The following is a 17,906-nucleotide window of genomic DNA, read 5'->3' on the forward strand; positions in this document are numbered from 1 at the left end:
GTTGTGCAATTCCCTTGAGAGGAACACGCCATGACGGGCAGACGTCCCACGTCCCTGCTGCTCGCCCTGCTGGTTACCGGTGTCTTAGCCGCCTGCGGCGGCACATCGGCAGAGGAACCCCCGGCCGCGCAGGCCTCGGCCGCACAGTCCCCGGCCGCGTCCACGAACAAGGGTTTTCCCTTAACCCTCGATAACTGCGGCGTCTCCACCACCTACGAGCAGCCCCCGGCCCGCGCGATCTCGATGAACCAGCACGCCACCGAGGTCATGCTGGCGCTCGGTCTGGAGAAGTCGATGATCGGCACCGCCTACCTCGACGACCAGGTGCTGCCTGAGTACAAGGCGACCTACGACGCCATCAAGGTCGTCTCCAAGGAGTACCCCTCATACGAGGCGCTGCTGGCCGAGGAACCCGACTTTGTCTACGGCGGGTTCGGCAGCACCTTCGACGAGAAGGAGGGCCGCAGCCGGACCGCGCTCCAGGAAGCGGGCATCAAGACCTACCTCAACGTCGAGGAGTGCGCCGAGGGCGCGGTCACGATGTCGCTGATGGACCAGGAGATCCGCAACGTCGCGCAGATCTTCGGCGCCAAGGACCGCGCCAACGCGCTGCTCACCGAGCTGCACGGCACCCTGGCCGGGGTCCGCGAGAAGCTCGCCGGTGTCGCTCCGGTGAAGCTGTTCGTGTTCGACTCCGGTGACAAGACCGCCTTCACCGCGGGCGGCAAGGGCATCGGCAACGAGATCATCAACCTGGCCGGCGCGCAGAACATCTTCGCCGACGTCGACAAGGTGTGGGGCGACGTCTCCTTCGAGCAGGTCGCCGAACGCGCACCCGACTGGATCGTCATCTACGACTACGGCGACGAGCCCGTCGACGCCAAGAAGAGGTTCCTGCTGGAGAACCCCGCGCTGAAGGACGTCCCGGCCATCAAGGAGCAGCGCTTCGCCGTACTGCCCCTGTCGTCCGTCGTGCTCGGCGTCCGCGCCCCCGGCGCCGTCGAGGCGCTGGCCAAGCAGCTCCACGCCGACAAGTTCCAGTGAGCGAACTGACAGCGGGCGCCGTGCGAGTCGCGCGGCGCCCGGGGCTTCCGTACATCGCGGTGATCGGCCTGCTGCTCACGCTGCTGGCCGCAGCGGTCACCGCTGCCATCGCCGCCGGATCGGTCAACCTCCCGGCCGGTCAGGTGTGGGGCATCCTGCTCCACAACATCCATCCCGCGCTCGCCGAGCCGACCTGGACCGCCGCGCGGGAGACCATCGTCATGGACGTTCGGCTCCCAAGGGTCCTGCTCGCGGCGGTCGTGGGCGCGGGCCTGGCCGTCTGCGGCATGGCCCTTCAAGCTCTTGTACGCAACCCGCTCGCCGACCCCATGCTCTTGGGCGTGTCCTCGGGGGCCAGCGTCGGCGCGGTCAGCGTGCTGGTCTTCGGGCTGAGCTTCTTCGGCGCGTTCTCCCTGCCGATCGCGGCCTTCCTCGGCGCGCTGGCTGCACTTGTGGCCGTGTACTTCCTGGCCAGGCAAGGCGGCCGGATGACCACCGTCCGGCTCGTGCTGGCCGGGGTCGCGATGGCCGAGGTGCTGTCGGCCGTGGCGAGCTTCCTGGTCGTCACGTCCAACGACCCGCACAAGACCCAGTCGGCCGTGCGCTGGATGCTCGGCGGCCTGGCCGGGACCACCTGGGCCATGGTGTGGATCCCGGCAGTGGCGATGCTGGCGGGCACAGTCGTCCTGCTCGGGGTGTCCCGGTCGCTGAACCTGCTGCTGGGAGGGGAAGAGGCGGCTGCTTCGCTCGGCCTGGACGTGCACCGGTTCCGGGCGGCGCTGTTCGTGCTGGTCGCCATGATGATCGGCACGATCGTCGCCGTCAGCGGAGCCATCGGCTTCGTCGGCCTGATCATGCCCCATATCGTGCGGCTGCTCATCGGCGCCGACCACCGCAAAGCCCTTCCAGCGACGGCCCTGCTGGGCGCGTCCTTTCTCATCTTGGCCGACCTGATGGCCCGCACCTTGATCGCGCCCGAGGAGATCCCGGTGGGCATCCTCACCGCCTTGGTCGGTGGCCCCTTCTTCCTGTGGCTGATGCGGAGGCGGTCGAAGTGACCCTGACCGTGGAGAACGTCTCGGTCCGCATCGGCGGCAAAGCACTGGTAGATGACGTCTCGCTGGAGGTCGCCAAGGGCGAGACCCTCGGCCTGGTCGGCCCGAACGGCGCCGGCAAGTCGACCCTGCTGCGGACCCTCTACCGGGCCAGAAAGCCCACGTCAGGCCGGGTATTCCTCGACGGCGAGGACGTCCGGAAGATGCCGTCCGGCTGGCTGGCCCGGCGCCTCGCGGCGGTCCTCCAGGAGACCGGCGGCGACTTCGAACTCACCGTCTACGACGTCGTCGCCATGGGCCGCACCCCCCACAAACGCGCCTTCGACGGCGACAACACCGAAGACAAGCAGATCATCGCCGACGCCTTGGCCCGCCTCGACGTCGAGCATCTGGCCCACGCGCCGTTCGACCGTCTGTCGGGTGGCGAGAAACAGCGCGTCCTCATCGCTCGTGCGCTCGCCCAGCAGCCGACCACGATGGTCCTGGACGAGCCGACCAACCACCTCGACCTGCGCCACCAGCTCGACGCTCTTGAGTTGGTCCGCGACCTCGAGGTCACCGCCGTCATCGCCCTGCACGACCTCAACATGGCGGCCGCCTTCTGCGACCGCATCTGTGTCATGGACGGCGGCCGGGTCGTGTCCCTCAGCACCCCGGCGGAGGTGTTGACGCCCGCCCTGCTGGCCGAGGTCTACCGGGTCGACGCCGATGTGACCCCGCACCCCGAGACGGACGTGCCCCACGTGATCCTGCGCACCGGAGGCGACCAGTGGAAACCATCCGCACGGCCCTCGAAGAGGTCGCCGAGTTCGGCACCTTCTTCGCCCTGACCATCGGCGGCGGCGCGGCCGGGTGGCACGACGTCCGCGCTGACTACGCCACCGGATTCGCCGATCTCGTGGAGAGGACGGCCACCCGGTACGGCACGACCGAGATGCGGATCGGTGCCTCGATCGCCCAGCTCAGCCACGCCGCCCGGCTCTGGTCACCGGTCTTGGCCACCGCACTCACCCACGGCATCGTGCCCGACCTGACCCGCATCGACCGCGCCGACGACGGCCCACGGCTCCGCCTGCCGACGCCGGAAGGTCATCCGTACAAGAATCCAGAACAGCTCTTCGATCAGGTGGTGAGACGCCACTTGGAACCTCTCGCGGCCGGGCTGCGCGTCAAGATCGCCTCCCGCCTGCTCTACGGCAACGCGGCCTCCGCTCTGGCCGAGGCCGGCCGGGCGATCGTCGCGGCCCGACCAGACCTGGCAGAGGCGGCCACCGAACTGGTTGATCACCTGCTCGCCTTCCCCGAGCTGGCGGGGAAGGGTGTGCTGATCTCACCGAAGCTCGCATTCCGGCGGACCACCTGCTGCCTCTACTACCGCGTCCCGAACGGTGAGAAGTGCGGTGACTGCGCGCTGGCCGGGAGATAGGCTCACCGGCGTGGATGGTTCGCCCGCCTCCACCAGAGACGGGCGTCGTAAGAGGGAACCCGGTGTGAATCCGGGACTGCCCCGCAGCGGTATGTGGGAACGACCGCCGTCATCAGCACTGAGCCCTCCGGGCTTGGGAAGCGACGGCCAGTAGGAACGAGCACGACGCCCACAAGTCCGAAGACCTGCCTCCGCCCGCGCGCCGACCTCGGCGCGTGGTGGTCCGCGGCCTCGTGGGAGGGCCTGCGCCGCGCGCTGTGCGCTGCGTTCCTTCCGCTTGGCCGCTTTCGGCGAGACGAGGGAAGCAGCCGTGAAGACGACGATTCTGGGTTACCCGCGCATCGGTGCGCGCCGGGAGCTCAAGTTCGCCACCGAGAACTACTGGGCCGGCACGATCGACGCCGCCGAACTGGAGACAACCGCGGCGCGACTACGCCGCGAGGTCTGGACAGAGCTCCGCGACGCAGGGCTCAACACCATCCCCTCCAACACCTTCTCCCTGTACGACCAAGTGCTCGACACCACCGTCATGGTCGACGCCATCCCGGCGCGGTACAGGGGACTCGATGGGCTCGACCGCTACTTCGCCATGGCACGCGGCACCGAGGAAGTGCCCCCGCTGGAGATGACGAAGTGGTTCGACACCAACTACCACTACATCGTCCCCGAGCTCACCCTGGACACCCGCTTCCGGCTGACCGGCGGCTCGACGGCCAAGCCGATCGCCGAATACCTGGAAGCCCGGAAGCTCGGCATCGAGACGCGACCGGTGCTCGTCGGCCCGCTCACCTACCTGCTGCTGGCCAAGGCCGCTCCCGGTTCGCCTGATGGGTTCGTCCCGCTCGACCTGCTCGACTCCTTGGTCGAAACCTACGCTGAGCTGCTGGAACGGCTCGCAGGTGCGGGTGCGCAATGGGTTCAGTTCGATGAACCGGTGTTGGCCCGTGACCTCGGCGCCCGCGAGTTCGACGCGCTCCGCCGGGCCTACCGGCGGCTCGGCGGGCTGGCGAGCCGCCCGAAACTCCTGCTCGCCACCTATTTCGGTTCGGTCGCGGCGGAGGCGCTGACGGAGATCGCCGCCACCGACGTCGAATCGGTCGCGCTCGACCTCGTCGCCGGGCCCGGCAACCTGGAGACACTGGCCTCGATCGGCGGGATGCCCCGCAAGACGGTGATCGCCGGTATGGTCGACGGCCGTAACGTCTGGCGTTCCGACCCGGCGCGGGTCAGATCCGCGTACGCGATCCTGCTCGGCCTCGCCGACACGGTCGAGCTGAGCAGTTCCTGTTCGCTGCTGCACGTCCCCGTCGACCTGGGCACCGAGACGGCACTCGACCCGACGGTACGGGAACGGCTCGCGTTCGCCCGCCAGAAGGTCGCCGAACTGGTCAGGCTGGCCGCCGACCTTCGAGCCACAAACCCGCAGGTCACAACGCTTTCCGTAGCGGCGGCCGATGCTGACGTACGGGCGCGCCTTGATGCCCTCGGCGACGCCCGGCGGTCCGCTCGGGAGATCCGCTTCGCCGCGCAGCAGGCGAAACTCGGGCTGCCCGGACTGGCCACCACGACGATCGGCTCGTTCCCGCAGACCGCCGAGATCCGCACCGCTCGCGCCGACCTGCGGTCCGGGCGCATCGACGAACCCGCGTACGTCCAGGCCATGCGGGCCGAGATCGCCCGTGTGATCAGGCTTCAGGAGGACCTGGGCTTGGACGTCCTCGTCCACGGCGAACCCGAACGCAACGACATGGTCCAGTACTTCGCCGAGCAACTCGACGGCTACGCCGCCACGGAGTCGGGCTGGGTGCAGTCCTACGGTTCACGGTGTGTCCGACCTCCGATCCTGTACGGGGACATCACCCGCCCCCATGCCATGACCGTGGCCTGGGCGACCTACGCCCAGTCGCTCACCGACAAGCCCGTCAAGGGCATGCTCACCGGCCCAACCACCATGCTGGCCTGGTCGTTCGTCCGTGATGACCAGCCTCTCGCCGAGACCGCTAGGCAGGTCGCCCTCGCCCTCCGCGACGAGATCACCGACCTGGAGGCAGCCGGGATCGGCATCATCCAGGTCGACGAACCGGCTTTGCGTGAGCTCCTCCCGCTGCGCAAGGACGACCAGGAGGCCTACCTGACCTGGGCCGTCGGCGCGTTCCGGCTCGCCACCTCCGGCGCAGCCGACGCCACCCAGATCCACACCCACATGTGCTACTCGGAGTTCGGCGAGATCCTCAGCCCCATCGCCGACCTCGACGCCGACGTCACCAGCATCGAGGCCGCCCGCTCCCACATGGAACTCCTGCCCTACCTCCAGGCGGCGGGCTACACGAACGGCATCGGCCCCGGCGTCTACGACATCCACTCGCCCCGCGTGCCGACCAGCGAGGAGATCGCCGCCAACCTCCGCAACGCCCTCCACGCCGTCCCGGCCGGCCGACTCTGGGTCAACCCCGACTGCGGCCTGAAGACCCGCGCGTACCCGGAGACCGTCGCGGCCCTGACCAACATGGTCACCGCCGCCCAGACCGTGCGACTCAGTCTCTGACCACCGAGCCCGGCCCGGAGCAGATCCGGGCCGGGCTTCCCACGGTCTTCACGACTCTTCGCCATCGGAACACGTGCGGCCGGACGCCTGGGATCCGGGAGGCGGCAGCTGGCCGCGGCTCCGGCGAGAGACGTCTCGCCGATGCCGAATCGTCAGCACGCTCCCGTACAGTCCAGCGCCTGCGCCGGCCATCTGCAGCAACTCCGTGACGACTTCCATGATCACAGTGGCGACCTTCCTCGCTGTGGTGGCTGTTTGCGATCTTCAGCACAGCTTCCGGACCTGCCGTCCTGCCATCTTTTGGGACGGATCCGCTGCACAGTCGAGTCACCTTCGGCTGGCGTGGGACGGGGGTAGGGTGTCCGAAAACACGTCGAACATTTCGGGACACCCCGAACTTCAGGAGGAGCCTGATGCGCGGTTCATCGGCTGAGAACTCAAGCCCGGAGCAGCCGGACGCCTTACTCGCCGATGTCGCGAAGGCCGAGACGTCGGCGGATCTCGGGCTCGCGTTGCAGAAGCTCCAGGCCCGTGCCGGCGTTTCCGCTCGGCAGCTCGACAAACAGACGCGGCACGAAGAGACAAGGCTCTCCGCCAGCACCGTCTCTGATGTCTTGCGCGGTAAGCGTCTGCCGAAGAAGGCAACATTCATGGCGCTTGTGGCCGCACTGAGCGGAAGTGATCGAGACAGCTCCATATGGGCTGCGGCCTACGACCGCGCCTCCTACAACGGGATCGCTCGTCGCAGGACGGCGTCAGCACCGGATGAGCTCGCCGAACTGCGTCTCCTCGTGAATCGCCTGCAGCAGACCGTCGCGGCTCAACAGGTGGCGATCGAGCAAGGCGCACGTGGATCCTCGCCGCACGAAGCAGCACGGAGCCGGACTTCCTCGTCACATGCCTCTGAGAGGCTGAGGAGGCAGGTGGAGGACTTGATCCCCCAAACCGCTCGGAGAGTAGTCGCAGAAGTTGCGGCGGAGATCATCCATGAAGCGGTCATCGAGATGTCGCTTCGTCGCCGGATCGACGAAGCAATCCCGACTGCGATCCGCGAGGCAGTTCGGAACCGGGTGGCGGAGATGTTGGACGATCCGAGGTTGCAGCTCAAGATCCGTCATGAGCTCGACATGGCGACCGCTCAAGCGGCTAGAGAGGTTGTTAGAGCAGAAGCGCGTGATCTGATGGCCTGAGCTGGCCCGATCCGCGTTTCCGCAACCTTGACCCCGCGATCTAAGTAGCCCTTGTTTCTGCAGGTCAGCCTGCTTTCGCATGTCTATCCAACCCTACGAAAGCCCGCGACCTCAGCGCCTACTTATCTCGTTTTCGCAGGTCGTCGAAGGTGCTGGTGCATCACTTGGTCTTCGGCTGGTTTTTGCCGTGGGCGATGTCTGTCCGGAAGTTGTCCGGTTCCTGTCCGGGGGCTCTGGCGGCATGAGCAGCGTCCGAACTGACCACACCTTCGGGAGCTGCAATGTCGTACATCCCTTCCACCAGCGACGCCTGCATCACCACCCAGAAGAACACCCGGACGACCAGCTTCGACTTCGACAACCTCCCGACCGTCCCGCTCCGACCGGTCAGCACGCTTCCGCTGGACATGGCCCAGCACGCCTTCGACCTCCTGATGGCCGGGCCGCAGCCTCTCTCCGTCGACGGAGCTGAAGTCGGGGCCGGGCTCCCCGCACGGCTGATCTCGTTGCCGGAACTACGGGCGATCCTGCTGCACCCCTCCTGCCCGCGGACCACCCGGGACCAGACGTGGAAGCACCTGATCTCCCAGGCCCGTGAGCACCGCAAGGCGTGGATGGTCGCGGCCGTCGCGCTCGCGCTGCCGATGCTGCGCCGACTCACCCGCGCTCTGGCTTCCAGGATCACGATCGACCGGGAGGACCTGGAAGCCGAGATCCTGACCAGCTACATGGAGGCCATCACCCGGGTCAACCTCACCTGGACGCACCCGCTCCTGCGGCTGTCCCGGCTGACCCAGTTCGCCGTTCTCCGCTCCTACGCCGTCCAGCGCTTCGACCTGCTCACCGAACCGGAACACGGCGAGGGCGAGCAGGCGCTGTCCTACCCGGTCGGCCACGCCGACCTGCTACTGGCCGAGGCCGTCGGCACCGGCGTCATCACCGCCGAAGAGGCCGAGCTGATCGGCCTGACCCGTCTGGAGAACGTCCAGCTCAGCGTCTACTGCCGACAGCACAACCTCCTCTACTGCACGATGCTCAAGCGCCGCCAGCGCGCCGAAGCGGCCCTCTACCGGGCCCTCGCAGACGGCGAACTGGCCGACATCAGCTAAAGCCCCGGGACGGGGCCGGCGAAGCCACTGCTCCATGAGCGAGCAAAATCCGCCGGCCCCCATGTCCCATCTCGGTCCTTCGACCAGGTCTTTGTCTCACTGAAGGCAGCGCGGACGGCATCAGCCACGGCGCGGGTCACACCGCCACCGGTCCCTGTCACCCCGGTCCGCCACATTCCCACCGCGAAGGAGGAGGCCCACCCCGACCCATGTCGGGCTGGCGCCCCCGCGCTGCCTCAGACACCGAGAGAACCAACGCGTGGAGGCATCACGTGAAACCCACCGAGCCCGATCCGGCCGGGTCCCCGCTACGACGAGTGCGGACTTCCCGGCAGAAGATGCTGCTGCTCGCCGCGGTCGTCGTGGGCGGCCTCTCCCTGGGCGTGCTGGTCGAGCTCCTCATCGCCCACGCCACCAGCGCCGCGACGCTCATGGCGGCTCAGGCGCCAGCGTCGCTGAACGAGGTCATCAACAACCTGCGCAATGTGATCGTCGGCCTACTCGTTGCGCTGGCGACGCTCTTCGCGACCGTGGGCGGGCTTCGCTACATGCTCGCCCAGGGCGACCCCGGCGAAGCCGAAGCCGCCAAGAAGTGCGTGCGAAACGCCGCCATCGGCTACGGCCTGGCCATCCTGGCGCCGCTTCTGGTGGAGATCCTCAAGGGCATCGTCGGTGCCTGAGATACACGCCGCACGGCACAGGCGCATTTCGCCGTGCCTGTTCGTGGCCGCCACTGTCGTCACCTGGCTCGCGTCCAACGGCCCGGCTACGGCCAGCCCGAGCCCGTCACCGACGCCATCACCCGCTCCGTCGCCGGGCGCGGTCGCACCGCCCACATCTGACGGGTGCGGGTGGATGGACGTCGGATGCAAGATCAACGAGGCGGTGAACGGCTGGTTCACCAGCGTGGTCACCGACGCGATCAACCCCGCCTTCGTCATGGTCGGCCAGACGCTGCTGTCTGCTCCGCCGCCGTCGATGTTGGCCCGGGTTCAGGAACTGACCGGACACGTGCAGACGGTCGCCAACGCCTTGCTCGTGCTGTTCGTGCTGGCCGGTGGCGTCATCGTCATGAGCCACGGCACCTTGCAGACCTCCACAACGGTCAAGGAGGTCCTGCCGGGGCTCGTCGGGGCGACCGCCCTGGTCAACAGCTCGCTGGCGATGTGCGAGTACGCCATCGAGATGGCCAACGCCTTGGTCGGCGCGCTGCTCGGTGCCGGAGTGGACGGGAGACGGGCCGGGAATCTCATCGCGCGCAAGGTCCTCGAACTGCTCACCGATCAGGAGACCTCGCTGGTCTTCCTGGTTCTGCTGATCGGCGTGGCCGTGGTGCTGGGCTTCATCCTGGCTTTCATCGCGATCATCCGCGTGACGCTGCTGATGTTCCTCATCATCACCGCACCCCTCGCGCTGCTCTGCCACGGGCTACCGCAGACGCAAGGGATCGCCCGCCTGTGGTGGCGCTCGTTCATCGGCGTCCTGGCCATCCAAGTGCTCCAGGCGCTGGTGTTGATCCTCGCTTTCAAGACCTTGCTCACTGACGCTGAGCAGGCGTTTCCCGCTAGCGGCGACACCGTGTTGGTCGCTGGGCAAACGGCGGCGAGCCGTGCGCTCGATGCCCTGATCCTCATCGGGATCTTGTTCGTGCTGGTGAAGATCCCCGGCTGGGTGGCGCGCACCGTCTGGCAGCAGGCCCAGCCCACTCTGCTCAAGCGCGCAGTCAAGGCGGTGGTCGTCTACAAGACCCTCGGGGCGCTCGGATCGGCTTTCCGCAAGTCCCGCCGTGCGAAGACGGCTGGACGTACAGCCGCCCACCACAGCACTTCTGCGCCAGCAATCTCCAGGAAGAAGAAGGGGCCGCCCCGGGCCTCGGCGAAGACACCAGGCCGACAGGTTCCTTCAGGAGGTCGTCCCGTGAAACAGGCACCTGCTCCGCAAGGTCCGCAGCAACTCGCTCTGCCCTTCGAGGTGCGGCCGGTGTCCAAGCCTCCGGCCACAACACCGCCACCGTCGGCACCGGCCCCGCGCGGGCGTCAGTTGGCGTTGCCGTTCCCGGTGACACGCGTCCCGCGCACATCCCCACCAGCCGCCCCAGCCCCGCCAACGGGGGCGTGGGTCCGGCCCCGGCCGCCGTGGGTGCAGGACCGGTTGCCCGGCATGCCGACCCGGGCGCCCAAGCCAGGCCAACTCCGGCTGCGCCTGGACCCTCCGCCACGACGACAACCCCGGCAGCCGAGGAACCCCGGCGAATCATCCGGACGCTGAGGAGGAACACCCGTGCCCGACGACGAGCACCTGATCACCCGCATTCCGTCCGACGTCGACCAGCCCGACAAGATCGCCTACGGCCTCACCGTCCGGCAACTGGTGATCGTCGCGCTGACCGGGGGCATCGCGGCAGGCGTCTACGCCCTGTTCCACGAACTGCTCCCCGTCCTGGTCACGGCCGCCGTCCTCCTTCCCTTGGTCGCCGTCGGGATCGCGCTGGCGCTCGGGCGACGCGACGGACTGAGCCTGGACCAGTTCGCCTTCGCGGCCCTGCTGTTCGCGCGGACGCCCAGACGGCTGGTCACCGCAGCGGAAGGTGTCAGCGAGCCGCCTCGGTGGTGCCGTCTGCGAGGCAAGTTGCCGGCGCCGTTGCGGCTTCCCGTCCGGGCGATCCGCACTGACGGAGCGTTGGAGCTGGCTGAAGGCGGCGTAGCGGTGCTGGTGGAGACCTCGACCATCTCCTTCCATCTGCGAACCCCTGCCGAGCAGGCCGCCTTGGTCGGCGCGTTCGGCAGGTGGCTGAACTCCTTGGATGCCCCGGCCCAGATCCTCATCCGGGCCACGCCGATCGACCTCGGCCACCTCGTCCAGGGGATCAACGAACGCACCGGCGCCCTCCCGCATCCCGCCTTGGCCAGGGCCGCCGCCGAGCACACGGACTTCCTGGAACACCTCGGCGCTTCGACAGAGTTGCTCACCCGCCAAGTGCTCATCGTCCTGCGCGAACACCAGCCAGCGGGGGGACGTCGACGGCCGCGACGCGACGCCTGCGCGACGGTCGTCTTGCGGCGTGCCGCTGAAACCGAGCACACCCTCGCAGCCCTTGGAGTGAACGCGCGGGTCTTGGACGCCTCCGCTGCCCATCGGGTGCTGGCCGAGTGTCTCGACCCAGGCGGCTGGCATCCCGCCCCCGTGGCTCTTCCCGACGATCTGATCACGAGCGAGGTCGGTCAATGAGATCAAGACGACGCGAAAGCGCAGGTCAGCAAAGATCGGTTGGGCATCCCGGAGCGCTGGAGGTCAGCGTCCGCACCGTCACCCTTCCCAACGGGATCGCGGCGTCTTTCGCCGTGACCGGCTATCCGCGAGAGGTCGGCGCGGGCTGGCTCGAACCCTTGCTCACCTACCCCGGCCGATTGGATGTCTCGCTGCACGTCGAGCCCATCCCACAGGCCGTGGCGGCCAAGCAGCTGCGCCGCCAGCTCGCCCGGCTGGAATCCGCAAGCCGCTCCGACGCCGAGCACGGCCGTCTGGCCGACTTCGCCACCGAAGCCGCCGCCGACGACGCCACCGACCTGGCCGCCAACCTCGCACGCGGCCACGGACGACTCTTCAAAACCGGCCTCTACCTCACCGTCCACGCCCCTGACCAGGAACAGCTCGACGCGGAAGTCGAGCGCGTTCAGGCGCTGGCCGCCTCGCTCCTGCTCGACGCCCAGCCCACCACTTTCCGCGCTCTTCAAGGCTGGACCACCTGCCTGCCGCTGGCCAGCGACGAGCTGCGCATGCGGCGCACCTTCGACACCGCCGCCCTCGCGGCGGCGTTCCCCTTCACCTCCCCCGACCTGGCCGCGGTCGTTGGAGAAACCGCGGTCTTGTACGGGCTCAGCGCCACCAGCTCCGGAGTCGTGCTGTGGGACCGCTACGCCCAGGACAACCACAACTCCGTTGTGCTCGCCCGCTCCGGGGCCGGCAAGAGCTTCTTCACCAAGCTCGAAGTCCTCCGCCTGCTCTATCAGGGCGTCGAGGTCGCCATCGTCGACCCCGAGGACGAGTACGCCCGCCTGGCCCGCGCGGTCGGCGGCACGCATCTCAGCCTCGGCACTTCCGGGACGAGGTGGAACCCGTTTGACCTGCCCGCCAACCAGAGCGGCGATGTCCTCACCCGCCGCGCGCTGTTCTTGCAGACCTTGGTCGCCACCATGCTCGGCGCCCCGCTGACCGCACAGGCGCGAGCGGTACTCGACGCGGCGATCATCACCACTTACGCGGCAGCCGGGATCACCCGCGACCCCGCCACATGGGCCAAACCCGCGCCGCTGCTGGCCAACTTGGTCACCACCCTGACCTCCACCAAGGAGGGGCTCGAGCTGGCCGCCCAGCTCACCCCGTACGTGTCCGGCTCCTACCGGGAGTTGTTCGACGGCCCGACCACCACCGCCCCGGCCGGGCACCTGATCGTCTTCTCCCTGCGCGACCTGCCGGAGGAGGTCAAGGCGGTCGGCACCCTGCTGGCCCTGGACGCCATCTGGCGACGCGTGGCCAACCCTCGGGATCGCAGGAAGCGCCTGGTCGTCGTGGATGAAGCCTGGCTGCTCATGCGCGAAGCCGAGGGCGCCAAGTTCCTTAACCGGATGGCGAAGGCAGCCCGCAAGCACTGGGCCGGGCTCGCGGTCGTCACCCAGGACGCCACCGACCTCCTCGGCACCCAGCTCGGCCAGGCCATCGTCGCCAACGCCGCCAGCCAGATCCTGCTCCGCCAAGCACCGCAGGCCATCAGCGCCGTCGGCGACGCCTTCGACCTGACGGAAGGCGAACGGCAGTTCCTCCTCACCGCGGAACGAGGCGAGGCGCTGCTCGTCGCCGGCCCCGCCAGCCGCGTCGCCTTCCAGGTGATCGCCTCCCCCAGCGAGACCGAACTCATCACCACCGACCCAGCAGAGCTGGCCGCATTGGACCAGCAACTGCCGCCCGCGCAGCCGATCTTCAGCCCTGGCCACGACGAGCTGGACGAGGAGAGCGACCCGCTGTGACTCTCGACGAACACGACGTGAAAGCCGTCTCGGACTTCCTGCGGACGCTGCCCACCCGGCTACCGGAGTTGCTGGCCCTGTACGGCTGGCGGGTAGCCCTGTCCGTCCTGGTGATGCTGTCGACCATGCTGGTGGTCCGACACCTGCTCGGCTGGGTTCGGCATGTCGGGCTGGCCCCGGACGCCCGCTTGATCGAGATCTCCTCCCCTCCGCACAGCGACCCGGCCGGAGCGGCGGTGTTGTGGAGCCAGCTCGTCGGGCTCCTCCGTCCGGCCTGGAAACGCTTCTTGGCCGGTCAGCCTCACCTCGCATGGGAGTACGTAGGCGACGAGTCCGGGGTCCGCATCCGCCTATGGGTGCCTGGTGTCATACCGCCCGGCACCGTCGAGAAGGCCATCCAAGCCGCCTGGCCCGGTGCGACGACCACCACCGGGCCCGCCGACGCCCCGCTCCACCCGGCGTCGCGGACGGCGGGAGGGCATCTGATGCTGGGCCGGGCCGAGCACTACCCCCTCAAGATCGACCACCCCAACGACCCGATCCGATCCCTGCTCACCGCGATGAGCGGTCTCCGCGAAGGCGAACAGGCCCTCGTACAAATCCTCGCCCGGCCCACCACCGGCAAGCGCCTACGGCGAGGTCACCGTGCAGCCGCCGTCCTCCGTGGCGGCAAGACGAGCAGCACCGTCGGCCAGGCCTTGGACGAAGTGCTTCCGATGTCCGGGCACACCCGCCCCGGTGACCTGGCCCGGATGTTCCCCGAGCGAGCCGAGCAGGTCCGCGCGATCCTCGCCAAAGCGAGTCAGCCGCGCTACCAGGTCGCCGTCCGCTACGCCGTCGCGACCACCCGGGAAACCGACCAGCCCGAGAATGACCCGGCTCCATGGTGGCTGCGAGGCCAAGCCCACACCATCGCAGGCGTGTTCGCCCTGTTCACCTCCGGACATCAGTACCTGCGACGCGCCCGCCTGTTCCGCGTCGCGACCGTGACGGCCACCCGCCGCCTGGACCAGGGTTACCTACTGTCGATCAGCGAGCTCGCCGCGCTCGCCCACCTGCCCTGGGACGCCGACGCACCCGGAATCACCCGCGCCGGGGCCCGGCCCGTCGTCCCATCCCCCGCCGTCCCCCGAAACGCCGCAGACGGCCCTGTACGCGTCCTGGGCGACGCCGACAGCGGCCCGCGCCGCCCCGTCGCGGTGCCCGTCGCGGACGGCCGCCAACACACCCACGTCATGGGCGGGACCGGCGTCGGGAAATCGACCCTGCTCGCCAACCTCGTTCTCGCCGACGCCCGCGCCGGCCGAGGCGCCCTGGTCATCGACCCCAAGGGCGACCTCATCAACGACATCATGGCCCGCCTGCCCGAACGGGCGATCGGCAGGACCGTCGTGTTCGATCCGCAAGCGCCGGGCCGCCCGCCCTCCATCAACGTCCTGGCCGGTTCTGATCCGGCCTTCGCCGTCGACTCGCTGGTCACCATCTTCCACCGGTGCTTCTCCTCCGCGTGGGGGCCGCGGATCGATGACCTGCTCCGGTCGACGTGCCTGACCCTGACCAAGGTGCTCGGCCCCCGCGCCACCCTCGGCGAAGTGCCCCGGCTCCTGACCGACTCGGCCTTCCGAGCCCGCATCACCGCCCAGGTAGACGACGAACTCCTCGCCGGGTTCTGGGATTCCTACCAGTCGCTCACCCCAGCCGGACAGGCGACCGTCATCGGCCCGGTGATGAACAAACTGCGCGCCGTACTGCTCCGGCCCTTCATCCGCCAAGCCCTGACCAGCCCGAAGACCACTGTCCCCGTCGGACAGATCCTGAGCGACGGCGGCCTCATCCTCGCCCGCCTGCCCAAAGGCGTTCTCGGCGACGACGCCGCCCGGCTGTTCGGCTCCATCCTGCTCGCCCACACCTGGCAGGCCGCCACCCGGCGAGCCCGCCTCAGCGAACAGGATCGGCCTGACACCGCCCTGGTCATCGACGAGTGCCACAACTTCCTGAACCTGCCCGGCCACATCAACGACGTTCTCGCCGAGGCGCGCGGCTACCGCCTCTCGCTGATCCTGGCCCACCAGCACCTGGACCAGCTCCCCGCCGACCTGCGCGAAGCCCTGTCCGCCGACGCCCGCAACAAGATCTACTTCGCGTCCTCACCGAAAGACGCCTCCGAACTCAAACACCACACCTCACCGCTGATCACCCCGCACGACCTCACCCACCTGGGCGCCTACCAGGCCGTTGGGCGCCTGGTGGTCGACGGCCAGCAGACGCCCGCATTCACCTTCCGGACCCGGCCCCTTCCGCCTGCCACACCGGGCCGGGAGCAGGAAATCCGAGAAGCGTCCTGCGACCGCTACAGCAGCCCCGACCTCGCCGACGCGACACCCGCCCGGAGGCGAAAGCGAGGGAAGGCCGCTGCGGCCATCGACCCCCGTACCTCCTGAACTTCTCGCGGAACCCGTCACATCCAGCTCTGATCTCGGAGGACCTGTGCCCGTATCCCGTATCCCGCTCGGACAGCCCCGATTCGACGCCGCCGCCATGGCCGAACTCGCCGCGCGTCTCACCCCGCGTGACTACGAGATCCTCACCTTCCTGTACGAGCACCGCGTCCTGACCACCCACCAGCTCCAGCGCATCTTCTTCACGCTGCCCCAGCCCACCCGACGCCGCCTCGGCATCCTGCACAAGCTGCACACCATCACCCGGTTCCGGCCCTGGACCCCCTACGGCGGCTCCTCACCCCACCACTGGATCCTCGGACGGACCGGCGCCGAGCTCCTGGCCTTGAAGGCCGACACCACGATCAAGGAGCTCGGCTACCACCCGGACCTGGCCATGGCCATCTCCGTCTCCACCAAGGCCGCCCACCAAATCGGCGTGAACGACTTCTTCGCCGACCTCCACCACCACGCCCGCCACAGCGACGGAACCGCCGAGGTCCGGCAATGGTGGGCCGAACGCCGCTGCGCCAAGCTCTGGGGCGACCTGGCCCGGCCCGACGCCTACGGCCGCTGGTGGGAGCACGGCAAGGAGATCGACTTCTTCCTCGAACACGACACCGGAAGCGAGACCCTGGCCAAGGTCACCGCCAAGCTCCCCGGCTACGCCAGCCTCGCCGAAGCGACCGGCATCACAACGCCGGTACTCCTCTGGCTGCCTAGCCGCGCTCGGGAGGCCAATCTCCGCAAGTTGCTCGTCCATGCCGAGGTGCCGGTCGCGACCGCCGTGCACACCGGCCTCGATGACGGACCTGCGGGAAACATCTGGCTGCCCCTCGGCGCAGATCAGCCCCGCCTCCGGCTGGCCGAACTCGCTGACGCCTGGCCACATCTGAACCGCCCCGGACAGGGCGACACCACCGCCTGACTCGGTGACCGGACCCGCTCCTGAAGAAAGGGGCACAACAAGATGAAGTCGGCCGCGGCCGGCGCCGTTCTCCTCCTGCTCGTCGTCCTCGTCTTCCTGGCGGCAGCCACCAGCCTCCTGACCACGTCCGCACAGCCCGGAGGCGGAGGTTGCCTGCTCACCGTGACAACAGGCACGCGGGAGAACTCGCCGGCCACGGCTCCGACCACCGAGCTCGACCAAGAGCAGCAGGCCAACGCCGCCTCCATCATTCAGACCGGCTTGGTTCTCGGCCTCCCCGGGCGGGCGGTCGTGATCGCCATTGCCACCGCGCTCCAGGAATCCCACCTGCGTAACCTGACGTACGGGCACCTGGACTCGATCGGGCTCTTTCAGCAACGGCCCTCGCAGGGCTGGGGCACCAAGGAGCAGATCCTCGACCCCGAGTACGCAGCCCGCCAGTTCTACGAGCGGCTCGTCGAGGTCTCCGGCTGGGAACGACTCCCGCTCACACGTGCGGCCCAAGCCGTACAACGGTCCGCGTTCCCCGACGCCTACGCCAAGTGGGAGACCCTCGCCCAGCACGTCGTCGACGGGCTCACCGGCTCATGCGCCGTACTGATTCCCGGAGAACAGGCGGCAGCCGTGATCGCCTACGCGCAGGCCCAGCTCGGCAAGCCGTATGTCTGGGGTGCGGAGGGACCCGGTTCCTTCGACTGCTCCGGCCTCACCATGCGGGCGTACCAAGCAGCAGGAATCTCCATCCCTCGGGTCGCCGCCGACCAGTGGCGGCATGGTCAGCCCGTGACGTCCGGTCAGGAACAGCCCGGCGACCTGGTCTTCTTCAACATGAAGGATGACGGGCCGGGACACGTCGGCCTCGTGATCGGAGGCGGTCAGATGATCCACGCGCCCAATCGCCGGGAAGTGGTCAAGCTCGACTCCTACCAGCGCGACGACCTGATCGGATTCACGCGGCCCCGCCCCTGAACGGGTCTCTTCGCCAAAAGTCCAGCTAGAGGCGCTAGGAGGTCAGGTACTCTCCGGGGAGCTTTCACGGCCTTCAAGATCAGAGGAGACCCGAATGGACTGGCGGCCTTCCGGCATCTCCCCGTTCCGAGTGAGCATCCCGCAGGCACTCGACGGGCCGGTCGAGGTCCGTTCGGAG

The 17,906-nt window shown here is 68.6% G+C and carries 14 protein-coding genes and 1 riboswitch; all 14 genes read left to right on the forward strand.

Features of this window, described 5'->3' with window-relative positions; translation table 11 throughout:
- The first annotated feature begins 30 nt into the window (after positions 1–30).
- Positions 31–1,044: an ABC transporter substrate-binding protein gene (locus AW270_RS12385; RefSeq protein WP_061294058.1), complete on the forward strand. Its 1,014-nt coding sequence runs from the start codon at positions 31–33 to the stop codon at positions 1,042–1,044.
- Positions 1,041–2,102 (forward strand): FecCD family ABC transporter permease, encoded by a 1,062-nt coding sequence (locus tag AW270_RS12390; protein ID WP_245674680.1) that lies wholly within the window; start codon positions 1,041–1,043, stop codon positions 2,100–2,102. Before AW270_RS12385 ends, AW270_RS12390 begins: the two co-directional genes overlap by 4 nt.
- Positions 2,099–2,929, forward strand: a complete 831-nt coding sequence (locus AW270_RS12395) for an ABC transporter ATP-binding protein (protein WP_082801498.1) — start codon at positions 2,099–2,101, stop codon at positions 2,927–2,929. The genes AW270_RS12390 and AW270_RS12395 overlap by 4 nt, the downstream gene beginning before the upstream one ends.
- A complete protein-coding gene (locus AW270_RS12400) occupies positions 2,869–3,525 on the forward strand; it encodes a (2Fe-2S)-binding protein (protein WP_082801499.1) in 657 nt (218 codons plus the stop codon). The genes AW270_RS12395 and AW270_RS12400 overlap by 61 nt, the downstream gene beginning before the upstream one ends.
- A riboswitch (cobalamin riboswitch) is annotated at positions 3,523–3,732 on the forward strand. (Overlaps the previous gene by 3 nt.)
- A gap of 103 nt (positions 3,733–3,835) precedes the next feature.
- Positions 3,836–6,070, forward strand: coding sequence for a 5-methyltetrahydropteroyltriglutamate--homocysteine S-methyltransferase (gene metE / locus AW270_RS12405; RefSeq protein ID WP_061294062.1), 2,235 nt, complete (start codon positions 3,836–3,838; stop codon positions 6,068–6,070).
- A 413-nt stretch (positions 6,071–6,483) separates the two neighbouring features.
- Complete coding sequence (locus tag AW270_RS38660; protein ID WP_157521885.1) at positions 6,484–7,260, forward strand: helix-turn-helix domain-containing protein; 777 nt, start codon at positions 6,484–6,486, stop codon at positions 7,258–7,260.
- Positions 7,261–7,541: 281 nt separating this feature from the next.
- Entirely contained in the window at positions 7,542–8,369 is an 828-nt protein-coding gene (locus AW270_RS12415; protein WP_061294065.1) for a hypothetical protein, read from the forward strand.
- Between the two features lie 272 nt (positions 8,370–8,641).
- Complete coding sequence (locus tag AW270_RS12420) at positions 8,642–9,049, forward strand: pilin (RefSeq protein ID WP_245674681.1); 408 nt, start codon at positions 8,642–8,644, stop codon at positions 9,047–9,049.
- Between the two features lie 175 nt (positions 9,050–9,224).
- Positions 9,225–10,637 (forward strand): TrbL/VirB6 family protein, encoded by a 1,413-nt coding sequence (locus AW270_RS12425; RefSeq protein WP_061294070.1) that lies wholly within the window; start codon positions 9,225–9,227, stop codon positions 10,635–10,637.
- Between the two features lie 12 nt (positions 10,638–10,649).
- Positions 10,650–11,597: a PrgI family protein gene (locus tag AW270_RS12430; RefSeq protein ID WP_061294072.1), complete on the forward strand. Its 948-nt coding sequence runs from the start codon at positions 10,650–10,652 to the stop codon at positions 11,595–11,597.
- A 113-nt stretch (positions 11,598–11,710) separates the two neighbouring features.
- Entirely contained in the window at positions 11,711–13,393 is a 1,683-nt protein-coding gene (locus AW270_RS12435; protein ID WP_063819184.1) for a VirB4 family type IV secretion system protein, read from the forward strand.
- Positions 13,390–15,834 carry a type IV secretory system conjugative DNA transfer family protein gene (locus AW270_RS12440; RefSeq protein WP_061294073.1) on the forward strand — a complete coding sequence of 815 codons (2,445 nt, stop codon included), beginning with the start codon at positions 13,390–13,392 and terminating at the stop codon, positions 15,832–15,834. The genes AW270_RS12435 and AW270_RS12440 overlap by 4 nt, the downstream gene beginning before the upstream one ends.
- A gap of 46 nt (positions 15,835–15,880) precedes the next feature.
- Complete coding sequence (locus AW270_RS12445; protein ID WP_157521887.1) at positions 15,881–16,759, forward strand: replication-relaxation family protein; 879 nt, start codon at positions 15,881–15,883, stop codon at positions 16,757–16,759.
- Positions 16,760–16,801: 42 nt separating this feature from the next.
- Positions 16,802–17,728: a C40 family peptidase gene (locus AW270_RS12450; RefSeq protein ID WP_061294077.1), complete on the forward strand. Its 927-nt coding sequence runs from the start codon at positions 16,802–16,804 to the stop codon at positions 17,726–17,728.
- Positions 17,729–17,906: the final 178 nt, after the last annotated feature.

Source organism: Herbidospora cretacea, assembly GCF_001570605.1.
Taxonomy (GTDB): Bacteria; Actinomycetota; Actinomycetes; order Streptosporangiales; family Streptosporangiaceae; genus Herbidospora; species Herbidospora cretacea.

Excerpts from the sequence above, each read along its gene's own strand:
- AW270_RS12425 (WP_061294070.1), top strand. The coding sequence starts at position 9,225 with ATGGACGTCGGATGCAAGATCAACGAGGCGGTGAACGGCTGGTTCACC.
- AW270_RS12385 (WP_061294058.1), top strand. The coding sequence starts at position 31 with ATGACGGGCAGACGTCCCACGTCCCTGCTGCTCGCCCTGCTGGTTACC.
- AW270_RS38660 (WP_157521885.1), top strand. The coding sequence starts at position 6,484 with ATGCGCGGTTCATCGGCTGAGAACTCAAGCCCGGAGCAGCCGGACGCC.
- AW270_RS12450 (WP_061294077.1), top strand. The coding sequence starts at position 16,802 with ATGAAGTCGGCCGCGGCCGGCGCCGTTCTCCTCCTGCTCGTCGTCCTC.
- AW270_RS12415 (WP_061294065.1), top strand. The coding sequence starts at position 7,542 with ATGTCGTACATCCCTTCCACCAGCGACGCCTGCATCACCACCCAGAAG.